Origin of the sequence: Terribacillus sp. AE2B 122, assembly GCF_902497585.1 — a bacterium.
In the GTDB taxonomy this organism is placed as follows: domain Bacteria; phylum Bacillota; class Bacilli; order Bacillales; family Amphibacillaceae; genus Terribacillus; species Terribacillus saccharophilus_A.
On record NZ_LR700947.1, the window covers coordinates 64,161 to 81,566 of the forward strand.

The following is a 17,406-nucleotide window of genomic DNA, read 5'->3' on the forward strand; positions in this document are numbered from 1 at the left end:
GATGTTCGCTATCCTGAAACAGCGCAATTATGGTTTGCTTTTCTCCGGGCGAATTGTCAGCAATATTGGAGACAGTATTTATTTCATAGCCGCGATGTGGCTCGTTTATGATCTGAGCGGCAGCGCATTTTATTCCGGTCTAGCCGGGGCACTGACACAAATTCCGAATGTATTGCAGTTCCTCATAGGTCCGCTAGTTGACCGATGGCCGATACGCAACACACTGATTTGGACCCAAGCTCTCCAAGCAGTGCTTATACTGCTAATTCCACTTGCAGCTTGGCTGGACTTTCTGTCTGTTACGCTGTTGCTCGTCATCATGCCGATTCTGACCTGTATTAATGCATTTGCATATCCGACAGAAACAAAGGCATTGCCGCTCGTTCTTAAGAAAGAAGAATTACCTGCTGGTAATGCATTATTCTCATTTGCTTACCAAGGTGTCGATCTTATCTTTAATGCCATCGCAGGTGTTATGATTGCTGTCTTTGGAGCGACATTATTATTCATCATCGACTCTTTTGCCTTCTGTATTGCTTTCCTTTTATTCAGCTTCTTAAGAATTCCACACCAAAAAGCGCAAACCGGTGAATCCGATACTACGCGTTCTGTCTTCAGCACTTACATCACTGAACTAAAAGAAGGACTCAAAATCTTATTCACAACCATACTGTCTGCTGCACTCATGGGAGCAGTATTATGTAATCTGGCAATAGGCGCAGCCATGGCTGTTATGCCTGCTTTCGCGGATGAGCGTCAAGGGCCTGCTGTATATGGTTTGTATCTGGCCGCTATGTCTTGCGGCGCTTTAATAGGTGCGCTACTAGCATCTTCCTTCAGTAAACTACCCATTGGGAAAGCGACAATATGCTCCATGTTTCTGGCTTCTGCAATCTGGGCAGTCGCTGCCTTCGTTCCATGGACTTGGTTGAGTGTGATTCTTTACGGACTCGCTTGGATACCAGTCGGCTGTATCAATGTCACCTTCGCAATAATGTTACAAACTTTGGTTCCCGTTTCCTTGATCGGCAGGGTGACAAGCGCAAGTGCAAGTTTCAGTACAATAGCAATGCCCATCGGTTCATTAGCTGGCGGATATGTAGCTACGCTTATTCCTGTATCTTGGGTCTTTTGCGCTGCGGGTAGCGGTCTTGCATTGCTTTCTGTAACATGGCTTCTGTATCCGAAGCTTCGCAAATTGGGACCGCTTGGCTCCCTGTCACCGGAACTGCTCGGATTCAAAGACTATTCCCAGCAGGAAACAAGCTGATTATAGCTTGCCCCTTTTCAATAACGGACGCAGAGCAATCCAGTAAAATGCATAGCCCAGCATAGCTCCCAATACATTCAGGATAATGTCGTCAATATCGACAGAGCGGTAATTATAGCCAACAAAATAATTAAGCAGCCCCTGTGTTGATTCAATTGCTGTACTGAATACAAGACCGCAGAGAACCACGATAAAGAACGATCTGGTCCGGCGAACGAGCAAAGGCAAATAAAAGCCGAGCGGCACGAATAAAAGGATGTTACCGCCTAGATTTTTAAGGGCAAGTCCATAACCGAAGCCATCGATTTGTGTTGTATGCCAGATTTGCATAATGGAAGTGAGCGGCGATGTGTTCCAGCGGTAGCTTGTTTCCAGCTGCTGATTTTCTTCGATAAGGTTCTGATCCACAGGCAATGGGAAAAATGTAAGGCAGATGACAGCGATCACATAGATAGCGAAGGATGCCATCAATAAATGTTGTTTCTTGGTAATACCAACCGTCTGATGAAACGGAATAATAGACAATAAATAGACAAACGCCAGGAATATAGCTGGCGCTACGTAAGTTAACATAGTAATTATTCTCTCCTGTATCCTAGAAGTCCCTTACGTAGAGTAAGTGGACATATACTCTTTAGTCTACATGATTTTCCAAGCCTTGTGAACGCATAGATAAAGAAAAGAAACCGCCTTTTTTCAGACGGTTTCTTTTCATTCCCTTTTATTTCCCCATAACTGCAAGCATAAGCGCTTTTTGGGCATGCAGGCGGTTTTCAGCTTCCTGGAATACTGCCGATTGCGGACCATCAATAACAGCTGCTGCCACTTCTTCACCCCGATGTGCCGGCAGACAGTGCAGGAAGATAGCATCTGACGCAGCAGAATCCATTAGCGTTTCGTTCACTTGGAATCCCTGGAAAGCTGTCAGTCTAGCCTGTGCCTCTTCCTCCTGCCCCATACTCGTCCAGACATCTGTATAAAGTACATCTGCACCTGCGGCAGCTTCTTCCGGACTCTCTGTAATAAGAAGAAAATCTGGATCATCGCTGATTTCTCTCGCTTTTTCAACGATTTCAGTCAGCGGCTGATATCCAGCAGGAGATGCAATTCGAATTTGCATCCCTGTTTTCGCTGCTGCAATCATTAAACTATTAGCAACATTGTTAGCATCACCGATATAAGCTAGCTTCACGCCATCCAATGTTCCTTTATACTCCAAGATCGTCTGCAAATCAGCCAGAGCCTGACATGGATGGAACAAATCGGTTAAGCCATTGATCACCGGGATAGTAGCATGCGCTGCCAGTTCTTCCACCATCTTATGGGAATTGGCACGAATCATGATAGCATCCAGATAACCAGATAGAACCTTCGCTGTGTCGGCAACCGGTTCGCCCCGACCAAGCTGCAAATCTTTGGAGTTCAAGTAAAGCCCCATACCACCAAGCTGATAAATACCTGTTTCAAAAGAAACACGCGTCCGTGTCGATGACTTTTCAAAAATCATTCCTAAGGTTTTCCCTGCCAGCGGCTGAATCAGCTCGCCTTTTTTATTCTGTTTTTTCAACTCGGCAGCCAGATCCAGCACATACAGAATTTCTTCCTTCGTCAAATCCTGCAGTGATAATAGGCTTTTGCCTGCCAGGGATTGCTGTTCTATCGTCTGTTTCATTGCACATGCTCCTTTTCCGTTTGCTCCAAGTAATCCGACATCGATAGACTGTCAGAGAATTTTTCCTGACTAGCCAACCAGTAGCTTTGCATCGTCGACAAACTTGTCATACACGGTGTTTCTGTCTTCCATGCCGATTCGCGAATACCTTGGAACCCTTTTCTCGTACTGCATACAGCTGTCATCTTTTGATCTTCAATCAAAAGGATAGCTTCTTCATAGGAAACGACCTTGAATGAACCACTATCAGGAAGAAGTGCTGCAGTCTGCTCTGTCAGTACAACATGCGCTTGCAGCTGTTCAAGTAATTCCTCCAGACCTTCCAAATCGGAGGATTCTACATCTAAAAGGACTTGGGCATCTTTTGTCAAAGACCGGAGTGTTTTTTCCTTCCAGCCAAATGCCTTATTCAATGCCTCCGTAACCGTCTTGCCTAATCCAATTGCCTCTCCTGTCGATTGCATATCCGGTCCAAGAAGCGGATCAATACCTGCCAATTTAGTAGTGGAAAAGACAGGCAGCTTAACCGCATAAAACGGTATTTCTTTTTGCAGGCCGAGTGGATAACCAGAATCCTGCAAAGCTTCTCCCATCTGTATTCTGGTAGCTAAGTCTACCAATGGGATTCCCGTCACTTTACTGGAAATAGGAACGGTACGGGACGCGCGCGGGTTAACCTCCAAGACATATAAAATGTTACGGTCTTCACTAAAGACAAACTGAATGTTCATGATGCCTTTCACGTTAAGAGAATCTGAGATTCGACTAGCATAGCTGACAATCATATCTTTCTCTGATTCACTCAAGCTAGGTGCAGGGAAAATTGCTGTACTGTCGCCGCTATGGATTCCAGCTGGTTCGATATGTTCATAGATACCGGGGATAAGGATGTCAGCACCATCACAAACAACATCTACCTCTACCTCCATGCCAGGGACATATTTATCAAGAAGCAGCGGAAACAGGCGTGATGTGTGAATCTGCTGCTGAAGCGCTTCTAAATAAGATTCCAGCGCATCTTCTGAATGCAAGATGACCATCCCTTGACCACCAATCACATAAGATGGGCGAATCAGAATCGGATAACCGATTCTGCGGGCTTCGTCATGCAAGGAAGCGGTATCCATCACAGTCGTGCCCGGAATATGCGGGATGTTCAGCTTATGCAGCAAATCATAGAAGGCTTCTCTATTCTCTACGCGATCTATGGAAGATGTACTCGTTCCAGCAATTGTTACACCTGCTTCCTCCAAATCTGCCGCTAAATTAATCGCTGTCTGCCCTCCGAACTGAACGAGCACCTCGTCTGCTTGTTCTTTTTCAATAATGTGCAGCACATCTTCTTTTGTGAGAGGCTCGAAATACAGATGATCAGCTGTATTGAAATCCGTACTGACAGTTTCGGGATTATTGTTAATAACAATAGATTGAATACCTTGCTCTCTCAAAGATAAAGCCGATTGTACAGAGCAGAAATCGAATTCCACACCTTGCCCTATCCGTATTGGACCAGAACCGAGCACCACTACTTTCTTATTTGCTGCAGATAAGGCTTCGACCTCATCTTCTTCCTGCCAGCTGGAATAGAAATATGGAGTTTGCGCAGAGAATTCAGCTGCACATGTATCAACCATCTTGTAGGAAGGCTTGATTTCCTGCTCCTTAATTAATCCTTCCACTGCTGCTAAAGGCTGATTGAGGACTCTGGCAAGGGCAACATCGCTGAACCCAAGAGTCTTTGCTTTTCGGAGAAGTGCCTCATCCGGCTGCCAGCCGCCTTCTTTTAACTCTTGCTCAACATCGATAATCCGCTTCATCTCATGAAGGAAGAATGTTGTAATCTCTGTCCAGTCATGCAACGTCTCGATTGAGACTCCCCGGCGCAGTGCTTCAGCAAGCAAAAACAGTCTGCGATCATCTGCATCTTTAAGACCTTGTTCCAGTTCAGCATCAGTCCATGCTTCAGCGGATGGCAAACGGAATTCCTCCAAGCCGATTTCCAAGGAACGGATCGCTTTATGCAGACCGGCTGGCAGGTTACGGGAAAGCGCCATAACTTCGCCTGTTGCTTTCATTTGTGTTCCAAGCAGACGATCAGCCTGCGTGAACTTATCAAATGGCCAGCGCGGTATTTTCACAGCTACATAGTCGATAGCAGGCTCGAAGCTGGCAAATGTATCTCCTGTAATCGGGTTCGGCACCTCATGCAGATGGTAGCCAAGTGCTAGCTTTGCAGCAATACGAGCAATCGGATAGCCTGTCGCCTTGGAAGCTAAAGCACTGGAACGGCTTACCCGAGGGTTCACCTCGATGATGACATACTCATCACTATGCGGATTTAGCGCGAACTGGATATTACAGCCTCCAACGACACCTAGCTCACGGATGACTTTACATGATACAGTCCGAAGCATTTGATACTGCCTGTCTGTCAGTGTTTGGGAAGGTGCGACAACGATACTGTCTCCTGTATGTATTCCGACAGGGTCGATATTTTCCATATTGCAGACGATGATGCATGTATCATTGGCATCCCGCATCACTTCGTACTCAATTTCCTTCCAGCCCTTCACACTCTGCTCGATAAGCACCTGATTTATCGGGCTTGCCTGCGTTCCGCTCTTTACATAACGCAGCAGTTCCGGCAGGTCGTTTGCGATTCCTCCTCCAGCTCCGCCTAATGTATAGGCAGGACGGATGATGATTGGAAATCCTGTACTCTCTGCAAAAGCTTTTGCTTCCTCAATTGAAGTAATCGGAAGACTTTCCGGGACAGGCTCATTGATATCCTGCATCATCTGCTTGAATAGCTCCCGATCTTCTCCGCGCTGGATTGCATCAAGCGGCGTACCTAGCAATGTAACGCTGTATTTTTCCAATACGCCTGCCTGATCCAAGCTTACCGCCAGGTTAAGGCCGGTCTGGCCGCCTAAAGTAGGCAGCAGGCCATCCGGTCTTTCTTTTTCAATGATATTGGTCAAGGATTCACAGGTGAGCGGCTCCAAATACACCTGATCGGCAAATGCCTGATCCGTCATAATTGTCGCAGGGTTATTATTGACGAGGATGACCTCTACGCCTTCTTCTTTTAAGGCAAGGCATGCTTGTGTGCCCGCATAATCAAATTCTGCTGCTTGCCCTATTACGATCGGGCCAGAACCGATAACAAGGACTTTCTTGATGTGAGCTTGCTTAGGCATATGCTGTCACTCCTCTATTACGTACCGAATTCAAAAATTGTTCGAACACATCATACGTATCGCTCGGGCCAGGATGTGCCTCTGGATGGAATTGAACGCTCATAATCGGTTTTGAGCAATGCTGCAGCCCTTCTACCGATCCATCATTCACATTACTGTAAAGGATATTCCACCGGGACTGAGAAATAGAAGCTTCGTCGACGACATAACCATGGTTTTGGGAAGTGATCGATACCTTTCCGCTAGGCAAATGCTGGACCGGATGATTGCTCCCTCTATGCCCATAAGGCAGCCGCATTGTATTACCGCCGAATGCAAGCGCCAAAAGCTGATGCCCAAGACAAATTCCTAAAGTTGGGTAATATTCTGCTATCCGTTTGATTTCGCCGGCTAAATAGTGCAGAGATTTTGGATCTCCAGGACCATTCGACAGCAGCACACCATCTACTTTTGCATCTCTCAGCTCTTCAAGAGTCGTTTCAAAAGGAAAGACTGTGACGTCACATTTATTATCTAGCAGCATATCCCGAATCGAATGCTTATAGCCGTAATCAATGATGGCCACATGAGCTGCCGACTGACCTTCTGCCGGGTGGAACTGCGCCTTTTTCACCGATACACTTTCTACAATCTTTTCAGATACTTTCACTTTCTCCGGAACAGCTCCTGGTGATTTGGTCATCTTTCCATAAACGTCCCCATGCTTACGGATGATTTTCGTCAGTTTACGTGTATCCACCTGCGCCAGAATCGGAAAGTTATGCTCATTGGCAATATCCTGCAATGTCTGGGTTGCTTGGTAATGAGCCGGTGTTTCACATGGAGTTGAAATGACAAGCCCATGAATAGACGGTGTATGACTTTCTTTATCATGCGTATTGAAACCATAGTTTCCGATCAATGGGTACGTCATCGTAACTATCTGGCCGGCATAGGAAGGATCAGTCATAACTTCCTGATAACCTGTCATTGCTGTATTGAAAACCATTTCCCCATCTGATTCTGTTTTTTCCCCCAGCCAGACACCTTCCAAAATATCTCCTGTACTGAGCATCAAATAACCCTTTGTCTCTTCCATTCATGCTGCTCCTTTCCGAAACGAACTTTATTTTTATTCTTCGAAACTCATAAATATACATCAATAACAAAAGAAAGGTGAGCAGCTGCTCACCCCTCCAGTTTAGCAGCCTGCTCTTCTGTCCACTGTCTATTCGTTTCCAGCAAGGCTTCTATATCATCTACTTGCTCTTGAACCCGAACTCTCGCCGTACCACCAGGGATATTCCTGGCTGCAACGACCGTCTCCGGTGCAAGTGCTTCGTAGATATCTTCTTCTATCAGATTAGAAAACTGCTGAAGCTCTTCAAGTCCAAGATCCAGCAAATATTTCCCCTGCTCGATACTATACAGCACTGTCTGCCCGACAACAGCATGCGATTCCCGAAACGCCATCCCTTTTGCTACAAGATAGTCAGCTAAATCTGTTGCATTCGAGAAATCATTCCGAACAGCTTGATACATATTATCCTGCTTCACATGCATCGTCTCGATCATTGGCGCAAAAAGACCAAGTGCACCCTTCAATGTCTCAACTGTATCGAACATACCTTCTTTGTCTTCCTGCATATCTTTATTGTAAGCAAGAGGCAATCCTTTCAAGGTTGTCAGCATCCCCATCAAATGTCCGAAGACACGGCCGGATTTACCGCGGACAAGCTCCGCTACATCAGGGTTCTTCTTCTGCGGCATCATGCTGCTGCCTGTAGAAAATGCATCATCCAATTCTATGAAATTGAACTCTGCGCTAGACCATTGAACCAATTCCTCCGAAAGACGTGAAAGGTGCATGCTGATCAGACTCGCAGCAGACAGGAACTCCACTACGAAATCACGGTCACTTACACTGTCCAGGCTATTTTCGGTAATTCCATCAAAATGCAGCTGCTCTGCTACGAAATGCCGATCAATCGGGAAAGTCGTACCAGCTAAGGCACCTGCTCCAAGCGGCATTTTGTTCACACGCTTCCAGCTATCCTGAAGCCGCTCCACATCACGCTGCAGCATATATGCATATGCCATAAGATGATGGCCGAACAGCACCGGCTGAGCCCGCTGCAAGTGCGTATAGCCAGGAAGAATTGTATCCAGATGCTGTTTTGCCTGTTCTGTCAGCGCTGACTGAACAGCACCAAGCAGCCCGATAATTTCTACAATTGCTTCCCGTAAATACAGACGCATATCCAATGCTACCTGGTCATTACGGCTTCTGCCAGTATGCAGCTTCCCCCCTACAGGACCGATTTGCTCAATCAATAATCGTTCCACATTCATATGAATGTCTTCATCTGCCTGCGAGAGCGTTGCCTCTCCTGCCTGGATTTTGTTCAGAACATGCTTTAATCCATCAGCAATAGTTTCTGCTTCATCTTGTTCGATGATGCCGCATTTGCCGAGCATTGCTACATGCGCCAGGCTGCCTTGAACATCGTATTTAGCCAGTTTCTGATCAAATCCGATGGAGGAAGTGTAGGCGTCTACTAATTCATTGGTCGGCTTCGTGAATCTTCCTCCCCAGAGCTTCATTGTTTCACAGCTTCTTTTTTATCAATTTTAAGCAGCGATGGTGCCTCCGTTTGTACTGTCAGCTTGCGGGCAACTTCTGCCTGAACCTTTGTTGGCAGACCCCAAAGCTGGATGAAACCGAGTGCTGCATCATGATCGAATTTATCTTCTGGTTTGTATGTTGCCAGATCAAAGCTGTATAGAGATTCAGCAGATTCTCTGCCGACAACAAGTGCATGTCCTTTGTACAGCTTCACTTTGACATTACCGGAGACTGTCTGCTGCGTTTCCTCAATGAATGCTTGCAGCGCTTTTGTAAGCGGAGAATACCATAGACCATCATAAATTGTCTGTGCAAGTTTTTGCTCGACAATCGGTTTGAATTGGGAAATTTCACGTGTCATCGTCAAAGCTTCCAATTCCTGATGTGCAGCAATTAGAGTCACTGCTGCCGGGCATTCATAGATTTCACGAGATTTGATTCCTACCAATCTATTTTCCACATGATCAATACGTCCGACGCCATGCTTACCTGCAACTTCGTTCAATTTCAGGATAAGTGCATCCAATGGATAAGCTTCCCCGTCAATTGCGACTGGTTTTCCTTTTTCAAAGGTGATCGTTACGATCTGCGCTTCATCCGGCGCATTTTCCGGATCAACTGTCAGTCCAAAAGCATCACTTGGCGGCTGCTCCCATGGATCCTCTAAAATACCGCACTCATTGGAACGTCCCCATAGATTCTGATCGACACTGTATGGGCTCTCTTTCCCAACAGGAACCGGTATACCGTGCTTTTCCGCATATTCAATCTCTTCATCACGGCTCATTGCCCATTCACGGACAGGAGCAACAATCTTCAGATCTGGATCCAATGCTGTGAAGCTCACATCAAAACGTACTTGGTCATTTCCTTTACCAGTACAGCCATGTGCTACTGCTACGGCTCCTTCTTCTTTCGCAATGTCTACCAGCACTTTTGCAATTAAAGGACGGCTAAGTGCAGAAACTAGCGGATACTTCCCTTCATAAAGCAGATTCGCTTTCAAAGCTGGAAGCACATATTCCTCTGCATATGCAGCTTTTGCGTCCACTGTATAAGATTTAATAGCTCCAACTTGAAGTGCCTTCTCCTGAACGAAATCCAAGTCCTTGCCTTCACCGACATCCAAACCAACTGCGATGACATCATAATTATATTTATCCTGCAGCCATTTGATTGCTACAGAAGTATCTAAACCACCAGAGTATGCGAGTACGATTTTATCTTTTGCCATTATGAATCTCCCTCTCCGTGCTGAATGATCGATTTATTTATGTGAATTATTATGCATTATTATTAATATAAATTCAAGCATTTTTTATTAATTTAACGACTTGGTATACTATTAATCTAAAGAATAGAAGGTGCCTGCCCACTTTTAGGCATAAAAAAAGACGAGTCTAAAAACTCGTCTTTTCGTTTATACACCGCGTTTATTTCCCCATACAAGTGTATGAAGCTGCGGCAGGACACGCACATGATTCAGCTCATTGGAAGCTGATACCTGGTCAATCAGCCATTCATACTTAGACAGCAATGCATCCTTCAATGCTGCATCATCCAAAGTAGCTGTATCATGATTACCGACTTGTACATAAAAACTCACATCTGGATAACGTTTATGAACATTCGTTGCATAACGCAAGTCTTCTTCGTCGAATATAACAACCTTCAGGCTCACATGCATGAGACGCCCTGCTTCTCTCAGATTGTTAATTATCTCATCAAGACGATGAAAATCGGTCTTCATCAACGAACTTGGCGGTTTAGGAGATATAGTGAGATCGTCGATTTCCAGGAACCACGGCTGATACCGGCTTCCCTGAGTCTCCAAAGCTACTTTCACTTCTTTCTTTTTCAGAAGCTCTGTGAACTCTCCTAGATTCTTAAGTAATGCAGGGTTTCCTCCAGAAATAGTCACGTGACGGAAACGATCTCCGCCTACTTCCTCCAATTGATTCCATATCTCTTCGGCAGTCAATTGCCTAATGTCATCCTTGGCTGATCCATCCCATGTAAAAGCAGAATCACACCAGCTGCAGCTATAGTCGCAGCCTGCTGTACGTACGAACATCGTCTTTTGTCCGACAACCATGCCTTCCCCTTGTACGGTAGGACCAAATACTTCTAAAACCGGAAATTTACTTGCCATTCTCTGTTCCTCGCTTTGGTCGATATACGCAATAGCTGGTCGGCGTCTCACGCAAGAAGACTTGCAGGCACTTCGGCTGATGAGGCAGCTGATCCAGCTCTTGTTGAATCAATTCATATATTTTACGTGCCATCACTTCTGTCGTCGGAAAATCGTCTTTCCCGAATACGTCTGTGTGATCATTTAATAAGGTGTGGTCAAATTTCTTATGAATCAATGCTTTGATGGTGGAGAAATTGAATAAAAATCCACTGTCATCCAATTCATCTCCGGCAATCGTAACATTGGCAAAATACGTATGGCCATGCACTTGCTGACATTTACCGGCATCCGGATGCTGGATACTGTGTGCTGCAGCGAAATGCAGATCCTTATTCAATTCATAGCTATAGTCATGCTGCACTTGCGGATAAATTTGCTGAATCATACTTGTGCCGCCTTTTTCGCTTCATATTGGTCAAGTCCGTTTTGGCGCAGCTTACAAGCCGGGCACTCTCCGCAGCCTTCGGCAACGATGCCGTTGTAGCAAGTAAGTGTTTTTTCTTTTACATAATTAAGCTGACCTAGCTGATCTGCCAATTCCCATGTTTCTGCTTTATCCAACCACATAAGCGGTGTATGGATGACAAAATCTTTATCCATTGATAGATTGAGAGATACATTCAATGATTTCACAAAGATATCCCGGCAATCTGGATAGCCACTGAAGTCTGTTTCACAAACACCAGTCACAAGATGCTTCGCCCCTACTTGATGCGCCAAGATCGCTGCAAAGGATAGAAATACTAGATTACGCCCCGGTACGAATGTGGACGGTAGTTCCCCTTCTTGCTGTTCAATTTCGATATCGTCTCGGGTCAATGCGTTTGGTGCAAGTTGATTCAATAAAGACATATCCAATACGTGATGTCTGATGCCTTGTTCCTTGGCTATCTGTTCGGCTACCTCGATTTCCAAACTGTGGCGCTGATTATAATTGAATGTAACAGCTTCCACTTCCTCAAACTGCTCCATTGCCCAAAACAAACAAGTTGTACTATCTTGGCCGCCGCTAAATACGACGATGGCTTTACCCTTCTTCATTACGTTTCTCCTTTTTTCCAGACAATCCAATAAAAAAGCCTCTTCCAATAGGAAGAGGCTGCCAATTATCCATAAAAAAATAAAAAAGACTATACCCAAGGATATAGTTCCTTAGTTTTTTATAGAGGGTTGTGCTAGAACCTCTCCCAGGATGGCCTGGATTTTTTATTCTATTCTGCAGTTCATTGTATCACAAGCAAACGCTTTTGCATATGGAAATAGCTTTGGGCAAAAGTGTTATGGTCAAACAAAAATCCGAACGAAGCAAATTTCACAGTGAATTTACATCGTTCGGATTTTTTATTTGAATTGCGAGTAAGAATCCCGCTCCGGCAGAATACTTCGCTTCCGCGGGCACAGCCTCAGCCTCCTCGCGGAAAGCGCAGTGTATTTTTGGAGCGGCGATTCAAACTCCTAACTGGAAAGTCTTTGCCTTTACTCTATCAAAACTGCTGAAAAGCAGCGTTGCTAAGTTCGTTATCTCGTTTATGACGTTCAATTGCCAGCTGAATCAGACGGTCGATTAGATCAGGGTAGGAAATACCAGTGATGTCCCAAAGCTTCGGATACATACTGATTTTCGTGAAGCCTGGTAGTGTGTTTACTTCGTTTACGACAAATTCGCCTTCTTCTGTCAGGAAGAAGTCAACACGTGCAAGCCCTTCGACATCGAGTGTCTGGAATACTTCGACTGCCAGCTTTCTTGCTTGTTCTGTAACAGACTCGGAAAGTTGGGCTGGTATTGCCAGCTCTGCTCCTGATTCGTCGATGTACTTGGATTCATAAGAATAAAATTCTGTTTTCGGCAGAATTTCTCCCGGTAAGGAAGCGATCGGCTCTTCATTGCCAAGTACAGCCACTTCGATTTCACGGCCGACAATTGCTTCCTCGACAAGAACCTTCGTATCATAGCGGAAAGCTTCTTCCAAGCCTTTGTAGAACTCATCTTCTGTCTTCGCTTTGCTTACGCCGACAGAGGAGCCTTGGTTTGCAGGCTTGATGAAGACTGTAGTGCCCAACACTTTTGCTACCTCTTCATAACGGATAGATCCAAGCTGGCGTTTTTTGAATGTGAAGCCATTCGCTACTCGAATGCCCGCTTCCTTCAGTAAACGCTTTGCAACATCTTTATCCATGCATACAGCTGAACTTAGTACATTCGGGCCTACATATGGGAGATTAGCGATACGCAGCATTCCTTGCATGCTGCCATCCTCACCAAGTGTACCGTGGAGGATACTGAAAATAACATCCACTTGATCAAGGACAGCACCTTGACTTGGATTGACGAGCTGTTTCTCCTTCAAACCAGGTACAACAGCGATTCCTTGCTCGGAAGGCTTCAGTTCGATATTTTTTGGATCATGTGCGTTCAGCAGGTAGTCTGCCTTGTCATTCAGCTGCCATTTTCCATCTTTATCGATTCCGATTAGGACAACATCATATTTATCTTTATCAATTGCATCGGCAATATTTTTTGCAGATTGTAAGGACACTTCATGCTCCGCGGATTTTCCGCCGAAGACGATTCCTACTTTTGTTTTACCCACCTGTAACCATTCCTTTCTGACGTGAAACCATTGCTTTCATTTTATCACAAACGAGTACGGCTGCCTCTATGTCCATAAGAAAAAATTGCGTTTCACATGGAGCACATTCGGTAACTATATACATTAACAACAGAGACAGGAGGATGGGAATGGGCTATTACGATCATTTTGATGCCTCGACTGATTTTCGTAAACATCCAGAAAAGTACCGCGTCGGCCGCGGTGAGCAAGGTGTGCTGATGGTCGAGCCTTATAAAAGTGAAATCCTTCCCCATTGGCGCTTCAAGACACCAGAAATTGCTAAGGTATCCTGCCAGAAAATTTCGGAGATGTTTGAGGAATACCGTAAGCAAGACGATTTCGTCGGAATGGATATGGCCAGGAAGTACATCCAGATGGGCTATACCCGTGCTCGCCGCTACGCTAATTATAAAGGCGGCAAAAAATATAAGGATGCAGACAAGACAGAAAGGCATGACCGCCAAATTGATGAAGAAAAAGCAGCTTCTGCACAGATTTTCAAAAAAAGATGGGACGAAATAAGAGAAGATGAAGATTATCTTTCCCGTAAGAAAGCGCATCAGAAACAATACGGATAGCCATGACATAAAGATTCTAGTATGCTTTTAAAGACTAACTTTTGGAGGCACAGCTAGAATGAAAGGAATCACACATCTATTAATCGGAGCTGGCACAGGTTTCGCCAGTGCCACCGCCTTGAATGCAGAAGGCGCTGTGACGGTCACAATGACTTGTACGGCAGCTGTCGCAGCTCTTGTACCAGATTTGGATACAGGCGGAATCCTCTCTAACCGAATTACTTTTTCTCACAAAGCCATCCGCAATATTACAATTTTTATCGGATTATTGCTCATTCTATATAGTATGTGGAATTTATTCGGCCAAGATCGTTATATCGGGTTAGCGATTGGAGCAGGAATTATGGTTCTCTCCCGCGTAATCAATAAGAAGTTCATGCTGCTGATTACAGGCATCGCTGTTCTGCTGACCGGATTGTACACGGGGCATACATGGGTTGTCATGAGCGGATGTTATATCGGAATTGCATCTTTCCTTGCCCACCGGTCATACACTCACTCCTTGATCGGACTGATCTATTTCTACATATTGATGACATTCTTTGAACAAGAGACCGCTCTATTCGGCACCCAGCTTGCCGGCACAGCCGGTTATGCAAGCCACCTGCTCGCTGACAGCAGAATATTCCCAGTGAATAAGAAAGGAGTCAAACTGCTCCTTCCTATAATCAAAAAAGATTTCTAAAGGAGACGATTGCATGAATCCATTGCACACAGCAGAACTGGCAGAAAAAATAAAAGCGAAAGATACCGTTCATCTTCTTGACATCCGGCAAGAAGCGGATGTTCAGGACTGGTCAATTACAGCCGATAGCGTTAAAAGATATGATATTCCGTTTGCCGCTATCAAAGCAGACCCAAATAAGGCCCGTAAAGAACTGCCAGAACAAGATCCTGTCTATGTCATGTGCTATCGGGGCAAATCAGCTCAGACAGCCGTCTCCCTCTTACAAGCAGCCGGAATGGATAATATCGTTCATGTCGTTGGCGGCATGCAAGCTTGGGGAGAAACACTCAGTCCCCATAAAGTCGGCGATCTCACATATGGCGGGGAGATTTATCAATTCATGCGTATTGGGAAAGGCTGCCTATCCTACATGGTCGTCTCCAATGGAGAAGCAGCTGTAGTAGATCCGGCAAGGTTCACCGAAGCCTATTCAACCTTCGCTAAAGAAAACGGATGGACGATCAAACATGTACTTGATACCCATCTTCACGCGGACCATTTGTCCGGCGGACGGAGACTGGCAGAAGAAACAGGAGCGACATATTGGTTCCCTGCTGATGATGGAAAAGAAGCGACTTTCACCTTTTCTCCTTTACAAGATGGTATGACGATTCCATTCGGAAAAACGGAAGAAGGCATGCGCAGCATTGCCTCACCAGGTCATACAGAAGGAAGCATCAGTTTTGTCGTTGATGACACTTTCCTGCTGTCTGGAGATACGCTCTTTACCGAATCAATCGGCCGCCCAGATTTAGCCGGTCAAGCAGAACAATGGGTAAAGAATCTGCACAACACTTTATATGAAAAGTTTCCATTATTGTCGTTGGACTTGATTGTCCTTCCTTCCCATTTTTCCGAGCTGTCAGAGATCGAAACGGACGGTACAGTTCAAGCTCGTATGGAAGATTTATACAGAAAAAATCCCCGATTGCAGCTGCAGGATGTGAGCCAATTTGCTTCCTCCGTTTTGGATAGCATTCCTTCCCAGCAGCCGAATAGCTACCAGCTGATTCGGGAAGCCAATCAAGGAAAAGCCACCATTGATAGCACAGACGAAGCCGATATAGAATCCGGCCCAAATCGCTGCGCAGTGACAAGCTGACAGACAAAAGAGCCAGTCCCATATAGGACTGGCTCTTTCTTATGCTTTTGAAAAGATACCGAGCTTTTCGATTCGTTTTGCCGCTTCCAGCAATCTTTCCTCCGTATCCAATAAACCTGCGCGAACATATCCTTCTCCATATTCGCCAAAACCATTCCCCGGAGCAACTGCCACATGCGCCTTTTCCAGCAGCAAATCAGCGAATTCCTCAGAAGTAAATCCGTGCGGAACTGGCAGCCAAACGAAGAAAGTACCTTTTGGTTCGGGTACATCCCAACCGATAGCACGTAAATGGCCGATGAAAGCATCTCTTCTGCTTTCATACGTGCGGACGAGTTCTTCCACGCATGTCTGATCCGTTGTCAGAGCGTAAGCAGCCGCCTCTTGCATGCCGCCAAACAAACTTACATAAATATGATCCTGGATTAAATTGATGCTTTCAATCACAGAGGCATTACCAACTGCAAAAGCGATGCGCCAGCCGGCCATATTATACGTTTTGGATAAGGTGTACATTTCAATGCCAACTTCTTTGCTGCCTTCGGATTGCAGGAAGCTTTGTGGTTTTTCACCGTCAAAGCCTAGTGCACCATAAGCGAAATCATGCAGCACACAGATTTTATGTTTCTTTGCCAGTTCCACTGTTTTATCGAAGAACTTCTGATCCGCTGTTGCAGCAGTGGGATTGTTTGGATAGTTCAAGAACATCAGCTTTGCTTCTTCCAGATCACGAGCAGGAATAGCATCATAATCAGGCAGAAATTCATTTTCAGCGGTTAATGGCATGAACGATGTTCGTGCTTGCGCAAGTTCGATACCGGACATATAATCCGGATACCCCGGGTCCGGAAGCAGTGCCAAATCACCAGGATTCAGCAGACATTGGCTGATTTCCACCAAACCTGTTTTAGAGCCGAACATGATGGCCACTTCTGTTGCGGGATCCAATTTTACACCGTATTCCCGATCATAAAAGTCGCAAACTGCCTGCTTAAGAAAATCAAAGCCTCTGAATGGTGAATATTTATGATAAGCCGGATTATCGGAAGCTTCCTTCAGTTTCTCTACGATATGCTGCGGCGTCGGCAAATCAGGGTTTCCCTGTCCGAGCTTGATGATATCGTGCCCCTCTTTCTCCAGCAGACCTACCTTATGTACTAAGCCGGCAAAAAACTGTTCCGGCAGTCGTTTCAATGCATCCGAAAACGGAAAATCCATCTTACTCACTCTCCTGTTGTTTCACTCTTCTTATTCTGACTATTACCAATCTTGACAGTCTTGGAAATAGAATGCGATAATGAACAAATCATACATGAATCACACACTCTTATCAAGAGAAGGCGGAGGGAATTGGCCCTATGAAGCCCGGCAACCGGTGCATTTGCACACGGTGCTAAATCCAACAGCGAAACGCTGAGGGATAAGGGGACTAGACACCGCCTTTCC

The 17,406-nt window shown here is 45.4% G+C and carries 15 protein-coding genes and 2 riboswitches; of the genes, 4 read left to right on the forward strand and 11 right to left on the reverse strand.

What is annotated here, in order from left to right:
- Position 1 precedes the first annotated feature (1 nt).
- Positions 2-1,270 (forward strand): MFS transporter, encoded by a 1,269-nt coding sequence (locus AE2B122_RS14295; RefSeq protein ID WP_175074495.1) that lies wholly within the window; start codon positions 2-4, stop codon positions 1,268-1,270.
- On the opposite strand, the gene AE2B122_RS14300 is transcribed toward AE2B122_RS14295, so the two are convergent.
- From AE2B122_RS14300 to ddlA, 10 genes are all read right to left on the reverse strand, one after another.
- Positions 1,271-1,843: a VanZ family protein gene (locus AE2B122_RS14300; RefSeq protein ID WP_095269598.1), complete on the reverse strand. Its 573-nt coding sequence runs from the start codon at positions 1,841-1,843 to the stop codon at positions 1,271-1,273.
- 148 nt (positions 1,844-1,991) lie between these two features.
- A complete protein-coding gene (argF, locus tag AE2B122_RS14305; RefSeq protein WP_175074496.1) occupies positions 1,992-2,942 on the reverse strand; it encodes an ornithine carbamoyltransferase in 951 nt (316 codons plus the stop codon).
- Positions 2,939-6,142 (reverse strand): carbamoyl-phosphate synthase (glutamine-hydrolyzing) large subunit, encoded by a 3,204-nt coding sequence (gene carB / locus AE2B122_RS14310; protein WP_175074497.1) that lies wholly within the window; start codon positions 6,140-6,142, stop codon positions 2,939-2,941. Before carB ends, argF begins: the two co-directional genes overlap by 4 nt.
- Complete coding sequence (locus tag AE2B122_RS14315) at positions 6,135-7,220, reverse strand: carbamoyl phosphate synthase small subunit (protein ID WP_175074498.1); 1,086 nt, start codon at positions 7,218-7,220, stop codon at positions 6,135-6,137. The genes carB and AE2B122_RS14315 overlap by 8 nt, the downstream gene beginning before the upstream one ends.
- A gap of 89 nt (positions 7,221-7,309) precedes the next feature.
- Entirely contained in the window at positions 7,310-8,725 is a 1,416-nt protein-coding gene (argH, locus tag AE2B122_RS14320; RefSeq protein WP_175074499.1) for an argininosuccinate lyase, read from the reverse strand.
- On the reverse strand, positions 8,722-9,981 hold the full coding sequence (locus tag AE2B122_RS14325; protein WP_175074500.1) for an argininosuccinate synthase: 1,260 nt from the start codon (positions 9,979-9,981) through the stop codon (positions 8,722-8,724). The genes argH and AE2B122_RS14325 overlap by 4 nt, the downstream gene beginning before the upstream one ends.
- 186 nt (positions 9,982-10,167) lie before the next feature.
- Positions 10,168-10,899, reverse strand: a complete 732-nt coding sequence (queE, locus tag AE2B122_RS14330) for a 7-carboxy-7-deazaguanine synthase QueE (RefSeq protein WP_095228799.1) — start codon at positions 10,897-10,899, stop codon at positions 10,168-10,170.
- Complete coding sequence (gene queD / locus AE2B122_RS14335) at positions 10,889-11,326, reverse strand: 6-carboxytetrahydropterin synthase QueD (RefSeq protein WP_095228796.1); 438 nt, start codon at positions 11,324-11,326, stop codon at positions 10,889-10,891. The genes queE and queD overlap by 11 nt, the downstream gene beginning before the upstream one ends.
- Positions 11,323-11,982 (reverse strand): 7-cyano-7-deazaguanine synthase QueC, encoded by a 660-nt coding sequence (gene queC, locus AE2B122_RS14340; RefSeq protein WP_095220073.1) that lies wholly within the window; start codon positions 11,980-11,982, stop codon positions 11,323-11,325. The genes queD and queC overlap by 4 nt, the downstream gene beginning before the upstream one ends.
- 105 nt (positions 11,983-12,087) lie before the next feature.
- A riboswitch (PreQ1 riboswitch) is annotated at positions 12,088-12,132 on the reverse strand.
- Between the two features lie 293 nt (positions 12,133-12,425).
- Positions 12,426-13,532: a D-alanine--D-alanine ligase gene (ddlA, locus tag AE2B122_RS14345; protein ID WP_095269613.1), complete on the reverse strand. Its 1,107-nt coding sequence runs from the start codon at positions 13,530-13,532 to the stop codon at positions 12,426-12,428.
- A gap of 143 nt (positions 13,533-13,675) precedes the next feature.
- Between ddlA and AE2B122_RS14350 the strand changes: the two genes are divergently transcribed.
- Genes AE2B122_RS14350 through AE2B122_RS14360 form a run of 3 tightly spaced genes read left to right on the forward strand, consistent with a single transcriptional unit; the run spans position 13,676 to position 15,960 of the window.
- A complete protein-coding gene (locus AE2B122_RS14350; RefSeq protein ID WP_371809655.1) occupies positions 13,676-14,131 on the forward strand; it encodes a DUF4385 domain-containing protein in 456 nt (151 codons plus the stop codon).
- A gap of 58 nt (positions 14,132-14,189) precedes the next feature.
- Entirely contained in the window at positions 14,190-14,816 is a 627-nt protein-coding gene (locus tag AE2B122_RS14355; RefSeq protein ID WP_095220069.1) for a metal-dependent hydrolase, read from the forward strand.
- Between the two features lie 13 nt (positions 14,817-14,829).
- A complete protein-coding gene (locus tag AE2B122_RS14360; protein ID WP_175074501.1) occupies positions 14,830-15,960 on the forward strand; it encodes an MBL fold metallo-hydrolase in 1,131 nt (376 codons plus the stop codon).
- A 39-nt stretch (positions 15,961-15,999) separates the two neighbouring features.
- Here AE2B122_RS14360 and AE2B122_RS14365 read toward each other — a convergent pair whose 3' ends face one another.
- Positions 16,000-17,178: a pyridoxal phosphate-dependent aminotransferase gene (locus AE2B122_RS14365; RefSeq protein ID WP_175074502.1), complete on the reverse strand. Its 1,179-nt coding sequence runs from the start codon at positions 17,176-17,178 to the stop codon at positions 16,000-16,002.
- A 106-nt stretch (positions 17,179-17,284) separates the two neighbouring features.
- Positions 17,285-17,387, forward strand: a riboswitch (SAM riboswitch).
- Positions 17,388-17,406: the final 19 nt, after the last annotated feature.

Bases quoted from the DNA above. Each gene is read 5' to 3' on its own strand.
- AE2B122_RS14295 (WP_175074495.1), top strand. From the start codon at position 2: ATGTTCGCTATCCTGAAACAGCGCAATTATGGTTTGCTTTTCTCCGGG.
- AE2B122_RS14300 (WP_095269598.1), bottom strand. From the start codon at position 1,843: ATGTTAACTTACGTAGCGCCAGCTATATTCCTGGCGTTTGTCTATTTA.
- argF (WP_175074496.1), bottom strand. From the start codon at position 2,942: ATGAAACAGACGATAGAACAGCAATCCCTGGCAGGCAAAAGCCTATTA.
- carB (WP_175074497.1), bottom strand. From the start codon at position 6,142: ATGCCTAAGCAAGCTCACATCAAGAAAGTCCTTGTTATCGGTTCTGGC.
- AE2B122_RS14315 (WP_175074498.1), bottom strand. From the start codon at position 7,220: ATGGAAGAGACAAAGGGTTATTTGATGCTCAGTACAGGAGATATTTTG.
- argH (WP_175074499.1), bottom strand. From the start codon at position 8,725: ATGAAGCTCTGGGGAGGAAGATTCACGAAGCCGACCAATGAATTAGTA.
- AE2B122_RS14325 (WP_175074500.1), bottom strand. From the start codon at position 9,981: ATGGCAAAAGATAAAATCGTACTCGCATACTCTGGTGGTTTAGATACT.
- queE (WP_095228799.1), bottom strand. From the start codon at position 10,899: ATGGCAAGTAAATTTCCGGTTTTAGAAGTATTTGGTCCTACCGTACAA.
- queD (WP_095228796.1), bottom strand. From the start codon at position 11,326: ATGATTCAGCAAATTTATCCGCAAGTGCAGCATGACTATAGCTATGAA.
- queC (WP_095220073.1), bottom strand. From the start codon at position 11,982: ATGAAGAAGGGTAAAGCCATCGTCGTATTTAGCGGCGGCCAAGATAGT.
- AE2B122_RS14350 (WP_371809655.1), top strand. From the start codon at position 13,676: ATGGGAATGGGCTATTACGATCATTTTGATGCCTCGACTGATTTTCGT.
- AE2B122_RS14355 (WP_095220069.1), top strand. From the start codon at position 14,190: ATGAAAGGAATCACACATCTATTAATCGGAGCTGGCACAGGTTTCGCC.
- AE2B122_RS14360 (WP_175074501.1), top strand. From the start codon at position 14,830: ATGAATCCATTGCACACAGCAGAACTGGCAGAAAAAATAAAAGCGAAA.
- AE2B122_RS14365 (WP_175074502.1), bottom strand. From the start codon at position 17,178: ATGGATTTTCCGTTTTCGGATGCATTGAAACGACTGCCGGAACAGTTT.